The following is a 20,499-nucleotide window of genomic DNA, read 5'->3' on the forward strand; positions in this document are numbered from 1 at the left end:
GCGGGTGGGAGGACGCCGCCCGCGGTCAGCCGCCCGTGGTCAGCCGCCTGCGGCCGGGCCGACCGCCGGCTCGGGGCCGGTGAGCGGGCCGGCCGGTGTGGGCGGGGCCGCGTCGCTGCCGGGCGTGCCGCGACCACGGGTCAGCAGCCGACGGGCCCACACCACCGGGCGGACCCGCTCCAGCGGCAGGAAGCTGGCCATCGCGACCAGGTGCGGGGCGAACGAGATGGTGATCGTCGCGATGGTCACCAGGTGGAACGAGTAGAAAAAGCCCACCGTGGCCATCCGCCACCGCTGCGGCAACACGAAGACCAGCGGGCTGAGCAGCTCGAAGGCGAGGATGCCGAACTGGGCGACGATCAGCAGGTGCGGCACCTGGGCGATCAGGTCGGCCAGGTCGGTCCCGCGACGGATGATCGCCCGGGCCAGCACGGACCCGGTGGCCCAGTCCAGGCCGCCGAAGCGGAACTTCGCCCAGGCCGCCAGGAAGTACGTGCAGACGACCGCGATCTGGGTGACCCGCAGCGCCCAGCCGCCCGCCTCGCTGCGGGTGGGATCGCCGTGCCGGGCGCGCCCGGCGGTGGGCAGCACGGCCAGCGCGACGAGCAGCCCGAACCGGTCATGGTCGACCTTGCCGTAGCTCATCGCGACGATCATCCACTCGAAGTAGAGCGCGAAGACCGCCCAGCCGAGCAGCCGGGGCGCCCGCCCGGTCGCGGCGAGCAGGGCGAGTGCCAGCAGCACCCAGAAGATCACGGCGACCAGCGCCGGGGTGGGGGTGGGCAGCGACAGCAGCCGACCGATGAACAGCGGCCGGTAGAGGTCGCCGGGCACGTCGACGCGGCTGCGTACCCAGGGGGTGAAGACGACCAGGTCGGCGGCGACGAAGAGATAGACGAGGGTACGGAAGGCGGCCACCCGGCCGCGCGGGACCGCCTCGGTCAGCCAGCCGGTCACGGGGTGGCCTGCCAGCGTACGGCGGTCTCGTCGGTCCACCGGCCGGTGGGACGGCCGCCCTGGATGTCGTACCAGCGGACCACGATGCGGACCTCCACCAGCGCGGGGGCGGCGGGGTGGCGCTCGGCGTACGCCTCGGCGACCCGGCGCAGCCGGGTCGGGTCGTCGACGTAGCGGCTCTGCTGGCCCTCGATCTCGGCGCGGCGGATCCCGGTGGCGTTCTGGTCCAGCGCGACCACCGCCCCGGTGCGGTCCACGCCCTCGACGCGGGTGTCCGGTGCGGGCGCGTCCGGCGGGTCGGAGGTCGAGTACATCCGGAACGGCCCGAACGGGAAGTCGTCGTCGGTGCCCCGCACGGTGCCGGCGAGAAGCAGCGCCAACCCGAGCACGGTGGCGCCCAGCCGAACCGCGCGTCCGCGGGTGGTCAAGGTCTCCATCGGCTGGTCACGATACGCGATGAGGGGCCGGGAGGTGTCCGTCCGTCGTCCAGTTCGCGTCGGCCGTGTGGCCCGCCGGGCGGTCGGCGCGGCGGCCCCGGTGGAGACGACACCGGCCGGGACCCGTGTCGCGGGTCCCGGCCGGCGTCAGCGTCTCTGGTGCGGGTCAGTGCTTGTGGCCCTGCGCGGCCATCTGCTTACGGACCTCGTCCATGTCCAGCTTCTCGACCTGCTCGATGAGGTTCTCCAGCGCGGACTCGGGCAGGGCGCCGGGCTGCGCGAAGACGATGACGCCGTCCTTGATCGCCATCACCGTGGGGATCGAGCTGATATTGAACCTGGCCCCCAGCTCCTGCTGCGCCTCCGTGTCGACCTTGCCGAAGACGATGTCCGGGTGCTTCTCGGACGAGCGCTCGTAGACCGGGGCGAAGCGCTTGCACGGGCCACACCAGTCGGCCCAGAAGTCGAGCAGGACGATGCCGTCGCGCTCGGTCACCTCTTCGAAGTTGGCCGTGGTCAGCTCAACCGTTGCCATTGCACTCTCCGATCAGCGCGGATTGCCTACGACCCGTGGAACCAGGCTTGATGCCCTTTAATTCCCGTGACGTACGCGACGAAACGCTGCGCAGCACGACGGTCACGCTGCGACCCATCGAGGGTAATCTGTCCGACCCGTCATGTGAAACGCAAGTGCAGGACGCATTTGCGTGACCGCACGTGATGGGAGCGTTTCCAGGGAGATCACCGTGCGTGCGCGCTACGGAGCGGTAATTTGACGGCTGACAAGGAGCTATCCGGGCTGTAGAGATCGCTTTAGGGGTGACCCCTAGTCACTGAGCGTGTTGTTACAAAAAGGTAAATGTGACGCCCGTCTCTGTTGGCGCGGCCTTGTCGTACGGCAGAATCTGTCACATCAGAGCGTGGGCGGCGGGTGCCGGGGAGGGCCCCGCCGCTCATTGCGTCTCCACCCGGATCGGTCCGGGTGTGACATTTCCTCGCCCAGAGCGCCCCTGCCGCCACCTTAACCGGCGGTAAGGCATGCTGTGCCGAACTCCATCGCCACCCGTCGAAGGGGACAAGGATGCAGTTCGGCCGCTACTACGAGGAGTTCGAGGTCGGCGCGGTCTACCGGCACTGGCCGGGCAAGACGGTCACCGAGTACGACGACCACCTCTTCTGCCTGCTGACCATGAACCACCACCCGCTGCACATGGACGCCCACTACGCCGGGTCGGCGACCCAGTTCAAGCGCAACGTGGTGGTCGGCAACTACATCTACTCGCTGCTCCTGGGCATGTCGGTGCCGGACGTCAGCGGCAAGGCGATCGCCAACCTGGAGGTCGAGTCCCTGCGGCACGTCGCCCCCACCTTCCACGGCGACACCATCTACGGCGAGACGACGGTGCTGGACAAGCGGGAGTCCTCCTCGAAGTCGGACCGCGGTGTGGTGGCCGTGGAGACCCGGGGCTACAACCAGGACGGCACCCTGGTCTGCGTCTTCCGCCGCAAGGTGATGGTGCCCAAGAAGGAGTACGCGGCCGCGGCCGTGCCCGAGGGGGTCGACCCGGAGCGGCCCAGCTTCCCTGAGCCGCGCTGACCCGACGTACGACGCGGGCCCCTGCCGATCCGCGCGGAAGGGGCCCGTTTCCCGTTTCGGGGCATATGCTGACGCCGGAGGTCCCCCCGATGAGCGAGCGCCGGCGAGCGAGTCATCAGCACAGCGCTGGTGAGCCTCATGAGGGCGTCGAGCGAAGCGAGGCGACGGCATGAGTCACTCCGTCGCCGGAGAGCCGCCCGCCGCCGGGCGTCGTCGTACCGCGCTGCCGACCACCGGCGTCTACTCCGCGGCGGAGTGGGACCTGTTGACCGATCTCCCGGGTCGGGTTCTCGTCGCCGCCGCCTCGCCGGGGCCCGGCCGCCCGCCCCGGGGGGTGGCCGCCGGGCTCGCCGGCCTGGACGCCGTCGCGGCCGGCCGGGGGTTCGACAGCGACCTGGTCCGAGCCGTGGTCTCCGCGATCTACGCCCGGCACGACGGCGCCACCGAGCGGGATGACCAGCTCACCGACATGGTCGACCTGCTCGCCGCCTGCCGGGCCACGGTGCGCGTGCTCCGGCGCCGCGCCGACCCGGCCGACTCGGCGGCCTACCGGCAGTGGGTGGAATCGGTCGCGGCCCGGGTCTGCCGGGTCGGCGACGGGGCCAGCCCCGCCGACCGGCGTTTCCTCGACCGGCTCGGCGGCGCGTTGGACCTGCGCTGACAGGAGCGCCGGAGCACCGGCCGCCACGCCGGCCGAACCCGCCGCGTGGATGCCGGATCGGGGCCGTACGCTCTGACAACCGTGACCGACGACCAGCTCGACGTGGGTGTGGGGCCGTGGCCCGGCGACCCGCCGGACGATCCACGGTACGACCCGGAGCTGCTCGCCGAGGGCGACCGGCGCAACGTGGTGGACCGCTACCGCTACTGGCGGCAGGAGGCCGTGGTGGCCGACCTGGACCGGCGCCGGCACGACTTCCACGTGGCCATCGAAAACTGGCAGCACGACTTCAACATCGGCACGGTGGTCCGCAACGCCAACGCCTTCCTCGCCGCGGAGGTGCACATCGTCGGGCGGCGGCGGTGGAACCGGCGTGGAGCCATGGTGACCGACCGCTACCAGCACGTCCGGCACCATCCCACGATCGAGGAGTTCGTCGCCTGGGCGGCGGCGGAGCGGTTGCCGGTGGTCGGCATCGACAACCTGCCCGGCTCGAAGCCGCTGGAGACGAGCGTCCTCCCCCGGCGCTGCGTCCTCCTCTTCGGCCAGGAGGGGCCGGGGCTGTCCGACATGGCCCGAGCCGCCTGCGACCAGCTCTTCTCCATCGCCCAGTACGGCTCGACCCGGTCGATCAACGCCGGGGTGGCCAGCGGCATCGCCATGCACGCCTGGATCCGCGCCTACGCCGGGCCGCCGCCGGACTGACGCCATCCGCCCGATCCGCCGGCTCCGCTTGACGCCCCGCCGGACCGGGGTGACGGTGGGGAGGTGAGTCTCGCGATGAGTTGCCCGCGGTGCGGTGGGTCGGTCCGCGGGCCGGACCTGATGCACGGTGAGTCGCGGTGCCTGCGTTGCGGTCCGGTGCCACCGCTGCACGTGCCCGAGCACATCGGTGCCGAGATCCTGGCCAGCGTCGTCGAGCGGGTGGCCGCCGACGCCGGTCCGGCCGGCCGGCCGGGCGTACCGCTGTGGTGCCCGTGGCCGCTGCCCACCGGGTGGACGCTGAGCGGGGTGGCCTGGGCCGGGGACGATCCGGGCGGGGTGCGCGCCACCGCGGTGGCCTGCGCCGGTCCGGCTCCGCTCGACGGCGGACCGGCCGACCTTCTCTTCGTGGCCGAGGAGCCGGGCGTCGGGCTGGGCTCCCGGTTCGCCGGGCTACCCGGTCCCGACCCGGGGCCGCAGGTCGCGGAGGCTCTGGCGGAGCCCGGCCCAGGCCATCCGGAGCGGGTGCCGCGCGCGAAGATCCGGGTCGGCGGCCACCCGACTCCACTGTGGCTCGTCAACTCCCCGACTGATCGAAGCGCGTACGCCGGCGAGGCTCGGGGAATGTGGCTTCATGCGATAGCCTGGCCGGCGAGTGCGGGTCACCTCCTCGCGGAAGAAGTCGTGCTGCACGACCTCACTGAGTGGACTCCGCCCGAACTCGTGTACGGCGCACCATCTCCGTACCTGCACGGACGGGCCTGACCGGCCGGCACCGGCGGTAGGAGAAAGAACACGGATATTCACTGTACGACAGCATGCTGATACTCTGGGTGCCACTGCGGTAAAACGCACCCGGTGCCGCGCGCGAGAGGATGGCCCGCCATGGTCAAGAAGGTCCTCACCTGGGCCGGCATCGCATTCTTGATCTTCTTTGTCGCCTACCGGCCGAACTCCGCCGCTGACGTCTTCAAGTCTCTCGGCGGCGGCATCATGGACATCGCCCAGGGGTTCGGCGACTTCTTCACCAGCCTGGTCGCCTAGCCACCGATGGGAAGCCCCGCCGGTCCGCCCTTCGACCCTGACGATCCCGACCGCGAGCGCCGGGAGCGCGACACCGAGCCGATCCCCCGGATCGACCCGGACGATGCCGGCTACGGCGGTGGCCCGTCCTTTTCGGACGACGCCGGCTATGGCGACGTGCCGGGATTCGCCGGCGAGGGTCAACCCGGGCGGGCCTGGATCCGCGACCCGGAGGGCGGCTACCAGCCGCCGCAGATCTCCGAGGAGGAGCTGTCCGGGCTGCGGGTCGACGCCTCCGGCATGGCTCCCCGTCGGGTGCTGCCGCTGGAGGACGAGCCCAGCTCGCTGGTGGCCCGCTATCTCTTCCCCACCGAGCGCTACCGGGGTGAGTGGAAGCGGCACTGGATCCACCTCTCCACGCCGATCATCATCGGCGTGGCAGCCACCTTCGTCCTCGGCTACCTCTCCGGCTTCCTCGCCGGGCGCAACGTCGGGGCGCTGACCACCGTCGCGGTGCTGCTCTGGTTCGCCGTGATGGGCTGGGTCGCCTGGCGGGTCGCGGACTGGTGGTACGACCGCTTCATCCTCACCAACAAACGGGTGATGGTGGTCAACGGCATCATCACCCGGAAGGTGGCGATGATGCCGCTGGCTCGGGTCACCGACATGAAGTACGAGCAGACCCCGGCCGGGCGGGCGCTCAACTACGGCACCTTCGTGCTGGAGTCCGCCGGCCAGGACCAGGCCCTCCGCGAGATCAAGAACCTGCCCAACCCGAACGAGCTCTACCTGCGCGTCGTCGAAGAGATGTACGAGCCGCAGGCGGTCGAGGCCCGGTTGGGCAAGGAGGCGGACGAGGCCAAGGCGGACGACGGGGCCTGAAGCTTTTCGTCCGAACATCGGATGAACTGCGCACCAATCGCCGTCGACCCGACCCGCCCGGACGTGGCAGCCTGCCATGCAGGACGGGGTGCGGAGGTGAGCGGTGGCGAGCAGGGACCCGCTGGAGGAGGAGTTCCGCGAGTTCGTCGCGGCCCGGTCCAGCGCACTGCTGCGTACCGCGTATCTGCTGGCCGGCGACTGGGCGACGGCCGAGGACCTGCTCCAGACGGCGCTGACCAAGACGTACCTGGCCTGGAAGCGGCTCGGCGGGATCGAGGCCATCGAGCCGTACGCCCGCCGGGTCATGGTCAACACCTCGACGAGTTGGTGGCGGCGTCGCTGGCACGGTGAACGCCCGACCGAGGTGCTGCCCGAGCGGGCCGGCGTCGACGAGATCGAGCAGCAGCTCGACCGGGACGCCCTCTGGCGGCACCTTCAGGCCCTTCCGGCCCGGCAGCGGGCCGTACTGGTCCTCCGGTTCTACGAGGACCTGTCCGAGGCGCAGACCGCCGCCCTGCTGGAGATCTCCCCGGGCACCGTGAAGAGTCAGACCTCGCGAGCGCTGAACACACTGCGCCGCCGGCTGGGCTCCGCGGCAGCCCTCGGTCTGCCGGCCGAGCCGGAGGCGACGCCGGCACCCGCGCCGCGTACGCCGTCGACGCCCCGCGCCGTGCCGCCGCCCGCCGTGCGCCCGCCGGTGGTCCGGCCGGCCCCACTACCCACCGGCCCGGCCATCGCCCGCCCCGCCACCAGCGTGCCGGTGGAGACCCGATGAGAGAGCGGATCATCGGTTCCGTGTGTTGGTGGCTCAACCGTTCGGCCGAGCAGCGAGGTGGCCCCATGAGTGAGCGCGGCGAGGTCGCGCCATGACCCGTCCGTCCAACTCCTGTGACAACCAGACGGGGGGCCTGGAGCGTCCATTTCCCGTGACCGACGACGAGTTGGAGCGGGCGCTGCGGGACACCTTCGCCCGCCAGGTCGCCGCGCCGCGACCGCTCGCCGCCGACCCGGCCGGCGTGGCCGTCCGCCGGGCCCGCCGCAGCGGCCATCGCCGTACGCTGGCCGGGCTCGCCCTGGCCGGGGTGGCCACGGTGCTGGTCAGCACCGGCATGGCCCCGTTCGGCACATCGGCCGGCCGTGAGGGCCCGCCCACCGTGGTCCTCGGCGACCCGCGCGGATTCTCGCCTTCTCCGCTCACCACCGAGTCCACCGTCGAGCCCCCCACGGCCGGCCCGGTCCGCCCCGAACTCGACATGATCGTGGGCTCCTGGCTCTACACGAACGGTGGCGAACGACGGGAGCTGACCGGGGTGAGCGCCGTCGATCAGGCGCAGCGCGTCTCCGACGACGGGGGCTGGCTGCTCACCTCGTCGGTCACCGCGGCCGGCCGTACCCTCTGGTGGGTCCCGCAGAAGGGCGGGGCGCCGCAGGTCCTGCTCGCCGGCGCGGACGAGGTCGCGGTCGCCGCGGACGGACGTCGGGTCGCCTGGCGCGACGGCCCGCAGCTCTTCGTCGCCGGCATGGTCGCCGGGCACTTCTTCACGACCACCCAGACGGCGGCCCCGGCGGGGGCCGTGCCGGTCGGGTTCGCCGGCGACGCGGTGCTGGTCCGGCAGCCCGACCGGGGCGGGTTCCGGGTCTGGCGCGCGCCGTTCGACGGCCGGCTGGGCACCGCGAACCGCGACGTCCTCAACGTGTACGGGGTGCTGCCCGACGGCCGGGTGGTCGGCCAGGTCTCGGCCGGCACGCCCCGGCGGCCCTGTCTGGCCCTGCTCGACCCGGCCCGGGATCTCGCCCCGGTCCGGACCGGCTGCGGCCTGGACCTCGCCACCGACGGCCATGGCGAGGTCTCCATCGACGGCCGGTGGCTGCTGGTCAACGCCGCGCGGAACGACGCGCTCCTCGTCGACCTGAACACGTTCGGCCCCGGCGTGTCGGCCCGGCCCGCCGGGCCGACGGTGGTCGGGGCGGTGAGGTGGGCCCGGTCGGGCGGTGCCCTGCACGTCGACGCCACCGGAGGGCTGGTCCGGGTCCGCCCCGAGCAGGTGGCGGCCGGCGAGCAGCCGACCGCCACGCCGGTCGACGGCGTGGCCCCCGGTGACCGGCCGGTCGTGGTGGCAGACCCCCGCCCCTGAGCCGGCGCCCGCTCGGGCGGCCGGCCGGGGCAGCCGGGCGGTAGCGTCGGTGGGGTGACCGTTGCCGCCCGGATCGACCTGCACGCCCACTCCACCGCCAGCGACGGCACCCTCAGCCCGGTCGAACTGGTCCGGGCGGCCGCCGACACCGGCCTCGACGTCGTCGCGATCACCGACCATGACACCACCGCCGGCTGGGACGCCGCGGTCGGCGCGCTGCCGGCCGGGCTCACCCTGGTCCGCGGCGCGGAGATCTCCTGCCGCTGGTTCGGCGTCGAACCGGCGATCCCGCTGCACCTGCTCGCGTACCTCTTCGACCCGGACGAGCCGGAGCTGGTCGCGGAGCTGGCCCGGGTCCGGCGGGCCCGGGAGGAACGCGGCGAGCGGATCGTACGGTTGTTGCAGGCCGACGGCATCGACGTGAGCTGGCCGGAGATCCTGGCCGGCGCGGCCGGCGGGACGGTCGGCCGGCCGCACATCGCCCAGGCGCTGATCCGCGCCGGGCTGGTGGCCACCACCACGGAGGCGTTCGCGCCCGACTGGCTGGGGGAGCGGTACCGGCTGCCCAAGGAGGACATCGACGTGTTCCGGGCGGTGGCGCTGATCCGGGCGGCCGGCGGGGTGCCGGTCTTCGCCCACCCCCGGGCCTCCCGGCGTGGTCGGACCGTGCCGGACGAGGTGATCGCGGCGCTGGCGGCGGCCGGGCTGGCCGGTCTGGAGGCCGACCACGAGGACCACACACCGGCCGAGCGGGCGCACGTCCGCAGGCTCGCTGCGGAGCTGGGCCTGCTGGTCACCGGGTCGTCGGACTTCCACGGGACGCACAAGACCGTCCAACTCGGCGCGCACACCACCGACCCCGAGACGTACGAGCGCCTTGTCGCACTGGCCAGCGGGGTGACCCCGGTCGCTTCGGAGTGATCCGCGGTTCGGCCCGCAGCGGCACCGCTACCGTGTTCGGGTGGATCTCAAGCTCTTCGGCGCGGTCTTCGTGACCCTGCTGGTGATCGTCGACCCGCCCGGCATGCTGCCCATCTTCCTCGCGCTCACCGGGCCGCTGCCCGCGCGTGACCGGAACCGGGCCGCCTGGCAGGCCGTCGCGCTGGCGCTCGGGGTGATCGTGGTCTTCGCCGTGGCCGGGCAGACCCTCCTCGCCTACCTGCACGTCTCCCTTCCGGCGTTGCAGGCCGCCGGTGGGCTGCTGCTGGTGCTGGTCGCGTTGGAGCTGTTGACCGGCAAGGCCGACGAACCGAGCCAGCAGAGCACCTCCAACGTCGCCCTGGTGCCGCTGGGCACCCCGCTGCTGGCCGGGCCGGGTGCCATCGTCGCCACCATGCTCTTCGTGCAGCGGGCCGGGGCGTTCACCGACTACCTCGCGATCGCCCTCGCGATCATGGGGGTGATGGCCACGGTCTGGGTGGCGTTGCGCTTCTCCGGTGTGATCGTCAAGATCCTCCGGCCGGGCGGCATCGAGGTGCTGACCCGGATCGCCGGTCTGCTGCTGGCCGCCATCGCGGTGCAGCTCATCGCCGACGCGGTGGCCGCCTTCGTGACCCAGTACGTCACCACGCACTGATTCGCCCGGCCCGCCGTCGCCGGGGTGTCGTACCGGGGTGGCAGGATCTCAGGCGTGCGACGACCCTCCCCGACCGGACGACCGACCGGCGGCCGACCGCCCCGGCCCCGCACCGAGCAGGCCGAGCAGCTCGGCTTCGAGGGGATGCCGGAGCGCCTTTTCGTCTGCACACCCAGCAAGCTCGGCGCGTACGCCGACTGCCCCCGCCGCTACCGCTACTCCTACGTCGACCGCCCCGCCCCGCCCAAGGGGCCGCCGTGGGCGCACAACTCGCTCGGTGCCAGCGTCCACACCGCCCTGAAGAACTGGTACGCGCTCGCGCCGGACCGCCGCCGCCCGGAGGTGCTGGGCACGCTGCTCAAGGGCACCTGGGTGCGTGAGGGCTACCGCGACGACGAGCAGGAGCGGGACGCCTTCCGCCGGGCGCTGGCCTGGCTGGAGTCGTACGTGGCGGGGCTCGACCCGGCCGACGAGCCGGTCGGGGTGGAACGGGTGGTCGCCGTCAAGACCGGGGTGCTCGCGTTCAACGGCCGGGCCGACCGCATCGATTCCCGCCCCGGCCCGGACGGGCGGCCCGAGCTGGTCATCGTCGACTACAAGACCGGCCGCACCGGGCTGGACAGCGACGACGCCCGCGGCTCGCAGGCCCTGGCCCTCTACGCGTACGCGGCCGAGCGGGTGTTCCGCCGGCCCTGCCGCCGCGTCGAGTTGCATCACCTGCCCACCGGGACGGTCGCCGCGCACGAGCACACTCAGGAGTCGTTGCAGCGGCAGCTGACCCGGGCCGAGGAGACCGCCCGGGACATCATGGCCGCCGAGCGGGCGGTCGCCGACGGCACCGACCCGGACGAGGCGTTTCCCGCCACCGCGGGGCCGCGCTGCGGCTGGTGCGACTACCGGCGTACCTGTCCGACCGGCTCGCAGACGCCGGGCAAGGACCCGTGGTCGGCCGTGGAACGGTTCGCCGATTCGGAGTGACCGCTTCGTCCCCCCGCTCGCCCCGTCGCGGGCCCGGCGCGGTTCACGGGATGCGGCAACCGGCGGTGTCCGGGCGGCGGGGACAGGCCGGGTTGCCGCATGCGGAGCGGCTTGCGGCTCGCCGACAGGCTACGCAGCGAGGCCGAGCCGGGCGGCACGGTCCTTCGCGGCCTGCTGGATCGGCCCGACCCGGTAGCGGCGCGGCAGCGCCGTCAGGGCCAGCCGTAGCGCGCGGACGCTCAGATCCGCCGACAGCGCGGTGGTGGGCAGGCCCAGGCCGCCGTACAGCCGGCGGGCCCAGGCCGGTAGCAGCGCCAGCGCGGTGCCGGCGATTCCCAGGTACGCCCAGCGCGGTGGGCCGAGGTGCAGCCCGAGCTTCACCGGCAGGCTGAGCTTCCACGGGATCGGCGGGGCGGTCAGGAAGAGGGCGGTCTCGGCCGCCTCCTTCGTCATCCGCAGGTCCGGCCGGATCCGCCGGTAGTAGTCGGCCACCTCGGCGGCGGTGCCCGGCACGTCGGCCGGGTCCAGCCCGACCAGGGCCGCAACCCGGCGTTGCTCGGTGTAGTACGCGTCGACCTCGGCGTCGGTCAGCGCGAGCCCGGCCCGACGGGCGGTGCTGACGAACGACTCGACCTCGGCGACGTGCACCCAGCGCAGCAGCTCCGGGTCGTCGATCCGGAACCGTTCACCGGTGAACGGGTCGGTGGCCCGCATCCGAGCGTGCAGCGTACGCAGCCGGCGCCCGGCCGCCTCGGCCTCCGCCGTGGTGCCGTAGACCGCCGTCGCCACGTAATCGGCGGTCCGGACCAGCCGGCCCCACGCGTCGACGCGGTAGTTGCTGTTCTGGGCGACTCCGGCCATCGCGCGCGGGTGCAACGCCTGGAGGTAGAGCGAACGCAGGCCGGCGACGATCAGGATCGGCTCCGCGTGCACCTTCCACGTGACCGATCCCGGACCGAACAGGCCGAGGTCATCGGTGTCCACCGCCCAAGAGTGCCACGCGCCGGACGGCATCCGGCAGGAGGCGGCGTCTGGGCCGGTGAGGTCCGGTGGGGCGCGGACCCCGTCGCGACGACCGGGCGCCGGGCCTGCGGTCAGTCGTCGACGGAGCGGCGGGTCTGGCACGCGGGGCAGAGACCCCAGAAGGTCACCTCGGCCTCGTCCACCTCGAAGCCGTGTGCCGTGTTCGGGTCGAGGCAGGGGGCGCTGCCGGTCGCGCAGTCGATGTCGGCGATCTCGCCGCAGCCGCGGCACACCACGTGGTGGTGGTTGTCCCCGGCGCGCGCCTCATAGCGGGCGGGACTGCCCGCCGGTTCGATGCGGCGGGAGAGCCCGGCCCGGGAGAGCGCGGCGAGCACGTCGTACACGGCCTGCGTGGAGACCGAGTCGAGCCGCTCCCGGACCCGGCGGGTGATCTCGTCGACCTCCAGGTGGCCGCCGTCGGCGAGGACGTCGAGCACGGCGAGGCGCGGTCGGGTGACCCGCAGGCCCCTCGACCGGAGCAGTTCCTCACCGCTGGACATGAGTCCATGACAGCACGCGTTGCCGGGGCCGACAACCGACCTGGAACCGGAGGTGGCCCCGGCCACAGGGTGAACCGCACCGAGAAGGCGTGCGTGGGTCGATGTGGCGGGACCACGACGGGGCTGGCCCGTCGTACGCTGACCGCGCTTCGGTCTATTCGTGGGGGTGTCGGTGTTCAGGGAAGTCAACGGCCTGCCGCTTCACGTCCTGGTCATACACGCCGTCGTGGTGCTGGTGCCGCTGCTGGCGCTGCTCTCCGTCGCGTACGGGGTGCTGCCCCGGTGGCGGTCCCGGCTCGACTGGGCGGTGGCGGGCCTTGCCGTGGTGACTCCGATCGCCACCTTCGTGGCGAAGGAATCCGGCGAGGCGTTCGAGGAGGCTCAGCGGCAGCGGGGCCTCGGTGGCGAGTTCCTCAGGAAGATCGAGGAGCACTCCGAGTACGGTGACACCCTGTTCTGGTTCACCATCGGGCTGGCGGTGGCGGCGCTGCTGCTCCTGCTGGTGACCAGCGGCCTGACCCGGGTGCGCAGCCTGCCCCGCTGGCTGGCCCAGGTGCTGACCGCGGTGGTGGTCGTCCTCGCGGTCTTCGCGCTGGTGTACGTCTTCCTGGCCGGTGACAGCGGTGCCGAGGTCGTCTGGGGCGGAACGCTCTGACCGGAGATCAGAAGATCACCCGTGAGCAGAGCAGGCAGGTCAGGATCACCAGCACCACCCCGGCGACCGTCCCGATGCCGTAGGTGAGCCGCTGGGAGCGCTGTTCCGCCTGGTCGATGACGGTCATGTTCTGCGGTGGCAGCCGCCGAGGTGGGGCGGGCTGCACGTGCAGGGGCGGCCGCCAGCCGGGCGGCGGAGGCGTGGTCGGCGGTGGACCGGAGTATCCCCCGGCCGGGGCGCCGCTGCCGGCCCTGCCCCCACCGGCCACCCCACCACTGGCCCTGCCGCCACCAGCAGACCAGCCGCCGTCACCGGGCAGTGGTTGGCCCGCGGCGGGCTGCCCGTCCGTGCCAGGATCGGGCCGGGCCCACGGGCTCTCCGCCTGGCTCGCGCCGGACCAGGGGTAGTGCGACTGCCCGGCGTCGGGCCGGTGGTCGCCGGGCGAGCCGGTACCGGTCGCCGACTCGCCGGGCCGGTCGGCGGCCGTCGGCCCGTCGGCGTGGTCGCCGCCGAGCCCACCGTCCGGCTGGTCCGGTGTCGGGCGTCGCCAGAACTCGTCCGCGGGGCTGCCACCGCTCGGCGTCGTCACGCCGTCCGACGCTACCAACGCCCCGCCCGGTCGCGGGTGTGGATGGGTGTGGGGGTTTTGTTGCGCCGGTATCCTTGCTGGTCGTGAGTGATCCCGGCATGCGTGGCGCGCGCGGCGACGACGACCGCGTGGTCGACCTAAGCGACGACTTCGTGGTGCTGCCCGAGCAGACCACCGACGACACGGACCGCGGTTGGGGCGAGCGGTCCGGCGGCAACGACGAGTGGCTGTTGGCCGAGCGCCCGCCGCACTGGGACTGACCGACCGCGCCAGCACCGCTCGGCCGGTTGGCGGGGCGCGGTCATCCGCGTACCACCACCGCGAAGCGGCTGCCTTCGGGCACCCCGACGGCCCGTTGCGCCTGCTCGGGCCGGAGCGCCAGGTAGAGCGCGGAGGACCCGTCGACCGCCCCGGCGCCCACCACGTCGAGCACCAGTGCCCGCGGGGCGAGCAGTGTCGCCTCGCCGGCCGCCGTGCCGGCCGGTACGACCAGCAGGTCCACCCGGGCGCCCGGATGGAGCACCGCGAGGGCGGCCGGCTCGGCCAGCCGGATCGGCACCCCGACCGATCCGGCGGGCAGTGGCAGCGCCTTGTCGGGGCGGTCGTCGGCCGGTGGCGAGGAGGTCGTGGCCGGGTCGGGCTGTGCCGGGGCCACGTCGGGCGGGCAACCTGCCGGGGTCTGCAGGACCGCGGCGGCCACGCCGAGCAGCGCCGCGACCAGCGCCACCCGGAGCAGGGTCCCGCCCCGGGGCAGACCGCGCCACCGTACCGGCCGCAGTGATCCTTCGCCCGTCGCCACCCGCGCCCTCCCCGCCAGCCGATCCGATGGACGCGGCCAGGCTAGGAACGCGGAGCGGGCCGACGGTGGTCGAAGCCACCGCCCTGTGGAAAACCCACCCGCCTGTGGACAACCCCCATCCGCCGCCCCCCTCTGCTAGCCTCGCCGGCCCTCACAACGAAGGTGATGGGGTCTCTTTCACGGAAAAAGTGGCCATCCTGGCAGAAGTGGCCACTTTTTCGGTGAAGTTGCGCGGATCTCGGGCGGACGCGCGGGCGCCCCGAAGCTCAGGAGGAGCTGCTGGAGGAACTGGCGGCGGGGGTCTTGGTGGCGGAGCCGCTGGACGAGGTGGACGAGCTGGTGCTCGACCCGTTCGACGTGCTGCTCGACGACGAGTCGGACTTGGCCGGCTTACTCGTCGTGCTCGTCGCGCTGTCCGACCCCTTGGAACGCGAGTCGGTGCGGTAGAAGCCGGAGCCCTTGAACACGACGCCGACCGAGTTGAAGACCTTGCGCAGCCGTCCCTCACACGCGGGGCACTCGGTCAGCGGCTCGTCACTGAAGGACTGCACCGCCTCGAGCTGGTGGCCGCACGCGGTGCAGGCGTACTGGTACGTAGGCACGTTCTCCTCCGGATCTGGCACGGCCGGTTGGCACTCGACGTATTCGAGTGCCAATGGTGCGTCATGGCACCCGGGTTCGTCCAGCGGAAGCGTTCGGTTCCACACCGGGCACCACCGGTAGCGTACGCAGCCTGCCGGTGGGGGTGATCACGGCGCGTACCGGCCGGTCGTGTGGCTGCGCCGGGAGCGCGTCGAGCAGCTCCCCGTCGTGCAGCAGCGCCACCGTCAGGGCCGCCGCGGGCACCCGGGCCAGGGCCCGGTCGTACGAGCCGCCGCCCCGGCCCAGCCGCCGTCCCCGTTGGTCGACGGCCAGGGCGGGGACGATCACCAGCTCCGCCGTGGCCACGGCGGAACGGCGCAGCCGGGCCCCGGTCGGCTCGCGCAGCCCCCGCCCGGCCGCGCGCAGCGACGCCGCGCCGGCGTACACGGCCCAGTCCAGGTCCAGGTCGTCGCGGAGCACCGGCAGCAGCAACTCCGCCTCCGGCGGGAGCGCCGCCCGCAGCACCTCCGGCAGATCGCCGCCGCCCGGCTCGGAGCCGACCGGCACGTACCCGGTCATCCGGGTCGGACGGAGCCGGCGTACCAGGGAGACCAGCTCGGCCTGGACGCGCGCCGCGGCCTCCGCCCGCCCGGCGGCGGACAGCGACCGGCGGTGGGCGAGCAAGGTCACCCGCAAATCGCGCTTTGCCTCATGTGCGACATCCGCTCCATCAGAAAATTCCGGCACGCAACACTCCTGACACAACGCTTGCCTCCCGGTCGCTCTGTGTCAGCATCGCAACAAGGGGCGCGGAACTTCCGGGGGGAAGCTTGACGCTACGCGGGCGGTTGACGGCGGCCTTCCTCGCGGTGGTGCTCGGCCCGGTGCTGCTCGGCGCGTTCTTCGTCGGATCCATGATGTCGGCCGTCGACCGCAGCCGCTCCACCGAACGCCTCGGCCTGGCTGCCGCCGCGGTGCGTACCTCGGTGGACGCCCTGTGCCAGCAACTGCGGGCGGCGGCCGACGCGGTCGCGCTGGTCGCCGACCCGGCCGCCCGGCCCCGCGCGGCGGACCAGGTGGTGAGGCGCGGGCTGGCCGCCGCCGTGCGGATCACCGACCACGCCGGCCGGACCGGCTACGCCACCCCGGGTGACCCGGGCGGGCCCTGGCAGGACTGCACCGGCGAGCCGCCGGTCGCCGGCCCGGTCCGCGCGCTCGCCGCCCAGGTCCAGCTCCGCGACGCCGCCGGCACCGACCTGGGCACGGTCGCCGCCGCGCAGCCCGTCGACCCGGCCTTCGTCGCGCGCCTCGCCGCGGTGGCCGGTGTCGCGGTCACCCTCCTGGACGACCCCTCCGGCGGCGACCAGGTCACCGAGACCACCGGGGGCCGGTACGTTCGCCGGCTCGGCCCGTCCTCCGGGCAGCCGCTGCCGCTGGTCCTCTCGGTCCCCGGCGAACGTCCACCGGGCCGGTACGCCGCCCTGGCCGGCGCGGTGGTGCTCGCCGCGGCGCTGGCCGTACTGGCCGCCGGACGGCTGGCCCGGGTGACCACCCGTCCCCTGGTGGAGTTGGCCGGCGCGGTGGACCGGGTGGCGCACGGGGACCTGACCGCCCGGGTGCCGGTCCGCAGCCGGGACGAGATCGGCCGGCTGGCCCGGGCGTTCAACCGGATGACCCGGGAGACCGGCAGCTACGTGGCCGCCCTGACCAGCAGCCGGGACCAGTTGCGTGGCCACCTGGCGGTGCTCGGCGACACCTTGGCCAGCACCCACGACCTGCAACGCATCCTGCGGGTGATCCTGCACAGCGCGATCGCCGCGACCGGCGCGCGGGCCGGCGCGGTGCTGCTGCTCGACGGCGACGGCGTGCTCGTCGGCCGGTGTGTCGAGGGGCTGGACGGGCGCTGGCCCACCGCCGACCGGTCCGATCCGCCGACGCTGCGGGTGCCGGTCGGCACCGGAGTGGTCGGCACGGTGGCCGCGACCGGAGAGCCGCTGCGCGGCCGGTGGGAGCCGGCGGACGCCCCGACCGGGGAACCGACCTGCGAGACGTACATCGCGGTGCCGTTCGCCGCGCCCGGGGCGGCGGAGCTGGCCGGGCGGGGTGGGCCCGACCGGCCCGGCCACCCGCCGGCCGGTGGCCCCGATCCGGCCTCCGGGCCGCCGGGCGGCGCTCCGGAACCGCCGGAGGCCGGTCCGGCGCCGCGCCGTGACCTGGAGTCGTCCGGCTCGGGCGCGCTCGGCGTGCTGGCCCTCTACGACCGGCTCGGCGCGGACGAGTTCGACGACGACGACCTGTTCACCCTGCGGACCTTCGCCGGGCACGCGGCGGTGGCCGTGGAGAACGTCCGGGTGCACGAGGAGGCACAGCGGCTCTCGCTGACCGACCCGCTGACCGGGCTGTGGAACTACCGCTACCTGCGCGAATCGATCCGGCGGGAGGTGGAGCGGGCGAACCGGTTCGGCCGGATGCTCAGCGTCCTCGCCCTCGACCTGGACCGGTTCAAGGAGGTCAACGACACCTGGGGGCACGCCGCCGGGGACGCCGTGCTCGTCGAGTTCGCCCGCCGCGTACGCGGCGAGATCCGCGAGGTGGACCTGGCGTTCCGGCACGGTGGCGAGGAGTTCGTGGTGCTGCTGCCGGAGACCGACGCCCGGGGCGCCACCATCGTCGCCGAGCGGCTCGGCGCGGTGGTCCGGGACCAGCCGGTGCCGGTGGACGGGCACGGCGGGACGCTGCGGGTGCCGGTGACCGTTTCCATCGGCATCGCGGTCTACCCCGACCACGCCGCCACCGGCCAGCAGGTGCTCGACGCCGCCGACGACGCGCTCTACGCGGCCAAGTCCGCAGGCCGGGACGGCTACCAGGTGGCCCGCGTGCCCGATCCGGCGGCCACCCGGGAGATCCCCGTGGTGGTCGCCGCGGTCAGCCCACCCGACGGGCTGCCCAGGGCCGGCGCGGCGGACCCGGCCGGCGCGGGTCAGGGCGGCGCGTCTTCCGGTCCTCACCCGCCGCGGCAGAGCCGTGGCCGATAGTCTCGCGGCATGTCGGAGCACTCAGCGAACCCCTCAGCGGCCGCCGCATCCGGTCGTTCCCGTGCGGTCAAGGCTGTCATCCCGGCCGCCGGCCTGGCTACCCGGTTTCTGCCGGCCACCAAGGCGGTCCCGAAGGAGCTGCTGCCGGTCGTCGACCGGCCGGTGCTGCAGTACATCGTCGAGGAGGCCACCCAGGCCGGCCTCACCGACGTGCTGCTGATCACCGGGCGCGGCAAGACCGCGATGGTGGACCACTTCGACCGCCGCCCCGATCTGGAGGCGCGGCTGGAGAGGAAGCCCGAGCTGCTGGCGGCGGTACGCCGCACGAGCGAGCTGGCCGAGATCTACACCTGCCGGCAGCCCGAGCAGCTCGGCCTCGGCCACGCCGTCGGGTACGCCGAGTCGCACGTCGGCGACCAGCCCTTCGCGGTGCTGCTCGGCGACGAGTTCGTCAAGCTGGACGAGCCGCTGCTGCCGGCGATGCTGGAGCTACAGGCCCGCACCGGCGGCGTTGTGCTGGCGTTCTTCGAGGTCGACCCGGCCGACACCAAGCGGTACGGCATCGCCTCGGTCGAGCCGGCCGAGCCGGAGTACGCCGACATCGCCGAGGTCGTCAAGGTCACCGGCATGGTGGAGAAGCCGAGCCCGGAGGACGCCCCGAGCAACCTCGCCGTTCTCGGCCGGTACGTGCTGCCCGGGCGGATCTTCGACGCGATCCGGCGGACCGAGCCGGGCAGCGGCGGGGAGATCCAGCTGACCGACGCGATGGAGCTGCTGCGTACCGAGGGGGTGCCGGTGCACGCGATCGTCTACCGGGGCACCCGCTACGACACCGGCATGCCGCTCGGCTATTTGCAGACCGTCGTGCAGATCGCTGTGGAGCGCGAGGACCTGGGCGCCGAGTTCCGCAAGTGGCTGGTCGAGTTCGTCAACCAGGGTGACGAGACGGTCACCTCGGCGGCCCTGAACGGGGTACGCGACGCGTCGGGCGGTTCCAATACATGACCGCGACGGCCGACGCCGAGGCGGCCGCGAACGAGTTGACGCCGCTCGCCGACTACCTGGGCAGTGTGCTGCGCAGGTTACGCGCGCTGCCTCCGCTCGACCTCGACCTCACCCAGGCGTACGGCAACGTCCTCGCCGAGGACGTCGTCGCGCCGCACTCGTACCCCGCCTTCGACCAGGCGGCGGTGGACGGGTACGCCGCGCGCTGGGAGGACATCTCCGGAGGGAGCCGGGGCACGGCCTCCTCCGGCCCGCCCGGTGGCCGCGTCATCCGGCTGAACGTGGTCGGCGACTTGGGCGCGGCGAGCTGGCGGCCGGTCCGGCTCACCCCCGGCTCCTGCTTCTCGGTGGCGGCCGGGGCGCCCCTGCCCATCGCCGCCGACGTGGTGGTCCCGGTGGAGTGGACCGACCAGGGCATGGCCGTGGTGGAGATCTTCCGCACCCCCAAACGCGGGTACGGCGTCCGCCGCGCCGGTGAGGAGCTGCCCGCCGGCACCCTGCTCGCCCGTGCCGGCGCGTACGTCTCGCCGGCGCTGGTCGCCGTCTTCGCCGCCACCGGCATCGGCCACGTGGTGGTGCGGCCCAGCCCGCGGGTGGTCATCGTGGCCACCGGCGACGAGCTGGTCGACGTCGGCCGGGGCAGCCAACCCGGCCAGGTGGTGGACACCAACTCGCACGCGTTGACCGCCGCCGCGGCCGAGGCGGGCGCGCTCGCGTACCGGGTGGGGATCTGCGACGACGACCCGGAGGCGCTGCGCGGCCTGCTGGAGGACCAGACGCTGCGGGCCGACCTGATCATCACCACCGGCGGCACCGGCACCGGGCCCGGCGACATGGTCCGCCGGATCCTGTCCCGCCGGGAGGGCGGCCGGGCCGGGCCGGTGGCCTTCACAGAGGTCGCCCTCTATCCCGGAACGGCCCTCGGATTCGGTACGGTCGGCGCCGAGGAGGTGCCGGTGGTCTGTCTACCCGGTGAGCCCGGCGCGGCGCTGATCGGTTTCGAGGTGCTGGCCCGCCCGGCCATCCAGTTGCTGGCCGGCGCCGAGCCGGTGTTCCGGCCCGGCGTCCGGGCGCACCTGCTGGAGACGGTCTCGTCTCCGGGCGGGCTGCGTGAGTTCCGTCCCGCGCACGTGGCCGAGCGGCGCGGCGGCGGGTACACGGTCCAGCCGCTCGCCGGCGGGCCGTTCACCCTCGCCGGCCTGGCCGAGGCGAACGGCCTGCTGGTCCTCGGCGAACGGGTCACCACCGCCGCCGCCGGGTCCACGGTGGACGTGCTCCTGCTGGACCGGCGCAGGTGAGCGCGAGGGGCGTGCCTGCGAGCCCGGTGGCCGCGAGTGGGAGGCCGGCCCGGTGAGGCTGTTCC

25 protein-coding genes are annotated in these 20,499 nt (G+C 73.7%); 16 read left to right on the forward strand and 9 right to left on the reverse strand.

Going from position 1 to position 20,499, the window contains the following annotated elements:
* Positions 1-39 precede the first annotated feature (39 nt).
* The 3 genes from GA0070604_RS03080 to trxA all read right to left on the reverse strand — a co-directional run bounded on the left by GA0070604_RS03080 (position 40) and on the right by trxA (position 1,929).
* On the reverse strand, positions 40-957 hold the full coding sequence (locus GA0070604_RS03080) for an MFS transporter permease (RefSeq protein ID WP_244161727.1): 918 nt from the start codon (positions 955-957) through the stop codon (positions 40-42).
* Positions 954-1,394, reverse strand: a complete 441-nt coding sequence (locus GA0070604_RS03085; protein ID WP_091113802.1) for a hypothetical protein — start codon at positions 1,392-1,394, stop codon at positions 954-956. Before GA0070604_RS03085 ends, GA0070604_RS03080 begins: the two co-directional genes overlap by 4 nt.
* A 166-nt stretch (positions 1,395-1,560) precedes the next feature.
* Positions 1,561-1,929 (reverse strand): thioredoxin, encoded by a 369-nt coding sequence (gene trxA / locus GA0070604_RS03090; RefSeq protein ID WP_091113805.1) that lies wholly within the window; start codon positions 1,927-1,929, stop codon positions 1,561-1,563.
* Between the two features lie 546 nt (positions 1,930-2,475).
* Here trxA and GA0070604_RS03095 point away from each other — a divergent pair.
* From GA0070604_RS03095 to GA0070604_RS03140, 11 genes are all read left to right on the forward strand, one after another.
* Entirely contained in the window at positions 2,476-2,991 is a 516-nt protein-coding gene (locus GA0070604_RS03095) for a MaoC family dehydratase (RefSeq protein ID WP_091113809.1), read from the forward strand.
* A gap of 169 nt (positions 2,992-3,160) precedes the next feature.
* A complete protein-coding gene (locus GA0070604_RS03100; protein WP_091113812.1) occupies positions 3,161-3,652 on the forward strand; it encodes a hypothetical protein in 492 nt (163 codons plus the stop codon).
* 81 nt (positions 3,653-3,733) lie between these two features.
* Positions 3,734-4,357, forward strand: a complete 624-nt coding sequence (locus GA0070604_RS03105) for a TrmH family RNA methyltransferase (protein ID WP_091113815.1) — start codon at positions 3,734-3,736, stop codon at positions 4,355-4,357.
* Positions 4,358-4,432: 75 nt separating this feature from the next.
* Complete coding sequence (locus tag GA0070604_RS03110) at positions 4,433-5,119, forward strand: DUF6758 family protein (RefSeq protein WP_341845351.1); 687 nt, start codon at positions 4,433-4,435, stop codon at positions 5,117-5,119.
* A gap of 120 nt (positions 5,120-5,239) precedes the next feature.
* Positions 5,240-5,398: a hypothetical protein gene (locus GA0070604_RS32250; RefSeq protein ID WP_007455302.1), complete on the forward strand. Its 159-nt coding sequence runs from the start codon at positions 5,240-5,242 to the stop codon at positions 5,396-5,398.
* Positions 5,399-5,404: 6 nt separating this feature from the next.
* Positions 5,405-6,259 carry a PH domain-containing protein gene (locus GA0070604_RS03115; protein ID WP_091113822.1) on the forward strand — a complete coding sequence of 285 codons (855 nt, stop codon included), beginning with the start codon at positions 5,405-5,407 and terminating at the stop codon, positions 6,257-6,259.
* 103 nt (positions 6,260-6,362) lie between these two features.
* On the forward strand, positions 6,363-7,034 hold the full coding sequence (locus GA0070604_RS03120; protein ID WP_244161728.1) for a SigE family RNA polymerase sigma factor: 672 nt from the start codon (positions 6,363-6,365) through the stop codon (positions 7,032-7,034).
* Between the two features lie 151 nt (positions 7,035-7,185).
* On the forward strand, positions 7,186-8,394 hold the full coding sequence (locus GA0070604_RS03125; RefSeq protein ID WP_244161729.1) for a TolB family protein: 1,209 nt from the start codon (positions 7,186-7,188) through the stop codon (positions 8,392-8,394).
* 54 nt (positions 8,395-8,448) lie between these two features.
* Positions 8,449-9,315, forward strand: a complete 867-nt coding sequence (locus GA0070604_RS03130) for a PHP domain-containing protein (RefSeq protein WP_091113828.1) — start codon at positions 8,449-8,451, stop codon at positions 9,313-9,315.
* Positions 9,316-9,355: 40 nt separating this feature from the next.
* Positions 9,356-9,970 carry a MarC family protein gene (locus GA0070604_RS03135; RefSeq protein WP_091113831.1) on the forward strand — a complete coding sequence of 205 codons (615 nt, stop codon included), beginning with the start codon at positions 9,356-9,358 and terminating at the stop codon, positions 9,968-9,970.
* A gap of 144 nt (positions 9,971-10,114) precedes the next feature.
* Positions 10,115-10,948 (forward strand): RecB family exonuclease, encoded by an 834-nt coding sequence (locus GA0070604_RS03140; RefSeq protein WP_244162150.1) that lies wholly within the window; start codon positions 10,115-10,117, stop codon positions 10,946-10,948.
* A gap of 129 nt (positions 10,949-11,077) precedes the next feature.
* Here GA0070604_RS03140 and GA0070604_RS03145 read toward each other — a convergent pair whose 3' ends face one another.
* Positions 11,078-11,932, reverse strand: a complete 855-nt coding sequence (locus tag GA0070604_RS03145; RefSeq protein ID WP_091113837.1) for an oxygenase MpaB family protein — start codon at positions 11,930-11,932, stop codon at positions 11,078-11,080.
* 110 nt (positions 11,933-12,042) lie between these two features.
* Positions 12,043-12,471, reverse strand: coding sequence for a Fur family transcriptional regulator (locus GA0070604_RS03150; RefSeq protein WP_091113841.1), 429 nt, complete (start codon positions 12,469-12,471; stop codon positions 12,043-12,045).
* A 172-nt stretch (positions 12,472-12,643) separates the two neighbouring features.
* Here GA0070604_RS03150 and GA0070604_RS03155 point away from each other — a divergent pair, with 172 nt between their 5' ends.
* Positions 12,644-13,126, forward strand: coding sequence for a DUF2231 domain-containing protein (locus tag GA0070604_RS03155; RefSeq protein ID WP_091126865.1), 483 nt, complete (start codon positions 12,644-12,646; stop codon positions 13,124-13,126).
* Positions 13,127-13,133: 7 nt separating this feature from the next.
* Here the strand turns inward: GA0070604_RS03155 and GA0070604_RS32890 are convergent, their stop codons facing one another.
* A complete protein-coding gene (locus GA0070604_RS32890) occupies positions 13,134-13,715 on the reverse strand; it encodes an ICP22 family protein (RefSeq protein ID WP_208601963.1) in 582 nt (193 codons plus the stop codon).
* Between the two features lie 83 nt (positions 13,716-13,798).
* Here GA0070604_RS32890 and GA0070604_RS03165 point away from each other — a divergent pair, with 83 nt between their 5' ends.
* Positions 13,799-13,975 (forward strand): hypothetical protein, encoded by a 177-nt coding sequence (locus tag GA0070604_RS03165; protein ID WP_377593696.1) that lies wholly within the window; start codon positions 13,799-13,801, stop codon positions 13,973-13,975.
* A 41-nt stretch (positions 13,976-14,016) separates the two neighbouring features.
* Here the strand turns inward: GA0070604_RS03165 and GA0070604_RS03170 are convergent, their stop codons facing one another.
* The 3 genes from GA0070604_RS03170 to GA0070604_RS03180 all read right to left on the reverse strand — a co-directional run bounded on the left by GA0070604_RS03170 (position 14,017) and on the right by GA0070604_RS03180 (position 15,843).
* On the reverse strand, positions 14,017-14,514 hold the full coding sequence (locus GA0070604_RS03170) for a flagellar biosynthesis protein FlgA (RefSeq protein WP_091113844.1): 498 nt from the start codon (positions 14,512-14,514) through the stop codon (positions 14,017-14,019).
* Positions 14,515-14,780: 266 nt separating this feature from the next.
* Positions 14,781-15,116 carry an FmdB family zinc ribbon protein gene (locus tag GA0070604_RS03175; RefSeq protein WP_091126867.1) on the reverse strand — a complete coding sequence of 112 codons (336 nt, stop codon included), beginning with the start codon at positions 15,114-15,116 and terminating at the stop codon, positions 14,781-14,783.
* A 61-nt stretch (positions 15,117-15,177) separates the two neighbouring features.
* Positions 15,178-15,843 (reverse strand): 5-formyltetrahydrofolate cyclo-ligase, encoded by a 666-nt coding sequence (locus GA0070604_RS03180; protein ID WP_091113847.1) that lies wholly within the window; start codon positions 15,841-15,843, stop codon positions 15,178-15,180.
* Between the two features lie 83 nt (positions 15,844-15,926).
* Between GA0070604_RS03180 and GA0070604_RS03185 the strand changes: the two genes are divergently transcribed.
* Genes GA0070604_RS03185 through GA0070604_RS03195 form a run of 3 tightly spaced genes read left to right on the forward strand, consistent with a single transcriptional unit; the run spans position 15,927 to position 20,434 of the window.
* Entirely contained in the window at positions 15,927-18,131 is a 2,205-nt protein-coding gene (locus GA0070604_RS03185; protein WP_208601964.1) for a diguanylate cyclase, read from the forward strand.
* Between the two features lie 9 nt (positions 18,132-18,140).
* Positions 18,141-19,136 carry a UTP--glucose-1-phosphate uridylyltransferase gene (locus GA0070604_RS03190; RefSeq protein ID WP_091113850.1) on the forward strand — a complete coding sequence of 332 codons (996 nt, stop codon included), beginning with the start codon at positions 18,141-18,143 and terminating at the stop codon, positions 19,134-19,136.
* Complete coding sequence (locus GA0070604_RS03195) at positions 19,133-20,434, forward strand: molybdopterin molybdotransferase MoeA (RefSeq protein ID WP_091113854.1); 1,302 nt, start codon at positions 19,133-19,135, stop codon at positions 20,432-20,434. The genes GA0070604_RS03190 and GA0070604_RS03195 overlap by 4 nt, the downstream gene beginning before the upstream one ends.
* Positions 20,435-20,499: the final 65 nt, after the last annotated feature.

Origin of the sequence: Micromonospora eburnea (genome assembly GCF_900090225.1) — a bacterium.
In the GTDB taxonomy this organism is placed as follows: domain Bacteria; phylum Actinomycetota; class Actinomycetes; order Mycobacteriales; family Micromonosporaceae; genus Micromonospora; species Micromonospora eburnea.

Excerpts from the sequence above, each read along its gene's own strand:
- GA0070604_RS03115 (WP_091113822.1), top strand. The coding sequence starts at position 5,405 with ATGGGAAGCCCCGCCGGTCCGCCCTTCGACCCTGACGATCCCGACCGC.
- GA0070604_RS32250 (WP_007455302.1), top strand. The coding sequence starts at position 5,240 with ATGGTCAAGAAGGTCCTCACCTGGGCCGGCATCGCATTCTTGATCTTC.
- GA0070604_RS03140 (WP_244162150.1), top strand. The coding sequence starts at position 10,115 with ATGCCGGAGCGCCTTTTCGTCTGCACACCCAGCAAGCTCGGCGCGTAC.
- GA0070604_RS03190 (WP_091113850.1), top strand. The coding sequence starts at position 18,141 with ATGTCGGAGCACTCAGCGAACCCCTCAGCGGCCGCCGCATCCGGTCGT.
- GA0070604_RS03095 (WP_091113809.1), top strand. The coding sequence starts at position 2,476 with ATGCAGTTCGGCCGCTACTACGAGGAGTTCGAGGTCGGCGCGGTCTAC.
- GA0070604_RS03085 (WP_091113802.1), bottom strand. The coding sequence starts at position 1,394 with ATGGAGACCTTGACCACCCGCGGACGCGCGGTTCGGCTGGGCGCCACC.
- trxA (WP_091113805.1), bottom strand. The coding sequence starts at position 1,929 with ATGGCAACGGTTGAGCTGACCACGGCCAACTTCGAAGAGGTGACCGAG.
- GA0070604_RS03195 (WP_091113854.1), top strand. The coding sequence starts at position 19,133 with ATGACCGCGACGGCCGACGCCGAGGCGGCCGCGAACGAGTTGACGCCG.
- GA0070604_RS03100 (WP_091113812.1), top strand. The coding sequence starts at position 3,161 with ATGAGTCACTCCGTCGCCGGAGAGCCGCCCGCCGCCGGGCGTCGTCGT.
- GA0070604_RS03110 (WP_341845351.1), top strand. The coding sequence starts at position 4,433 with ATGAGTTGCCCGCGGTGCGGTGGGTCGGTCCGCGGGCCGGACCTGATG.
- GA0070604_RS03150 (WP_091113841.1), bottom strand. The coding sequence starts at position 12,471 with ATGTCCAGCGGTGAGGAACTGCTCCGGTCGAGGGGCCTGCGGGTCACC.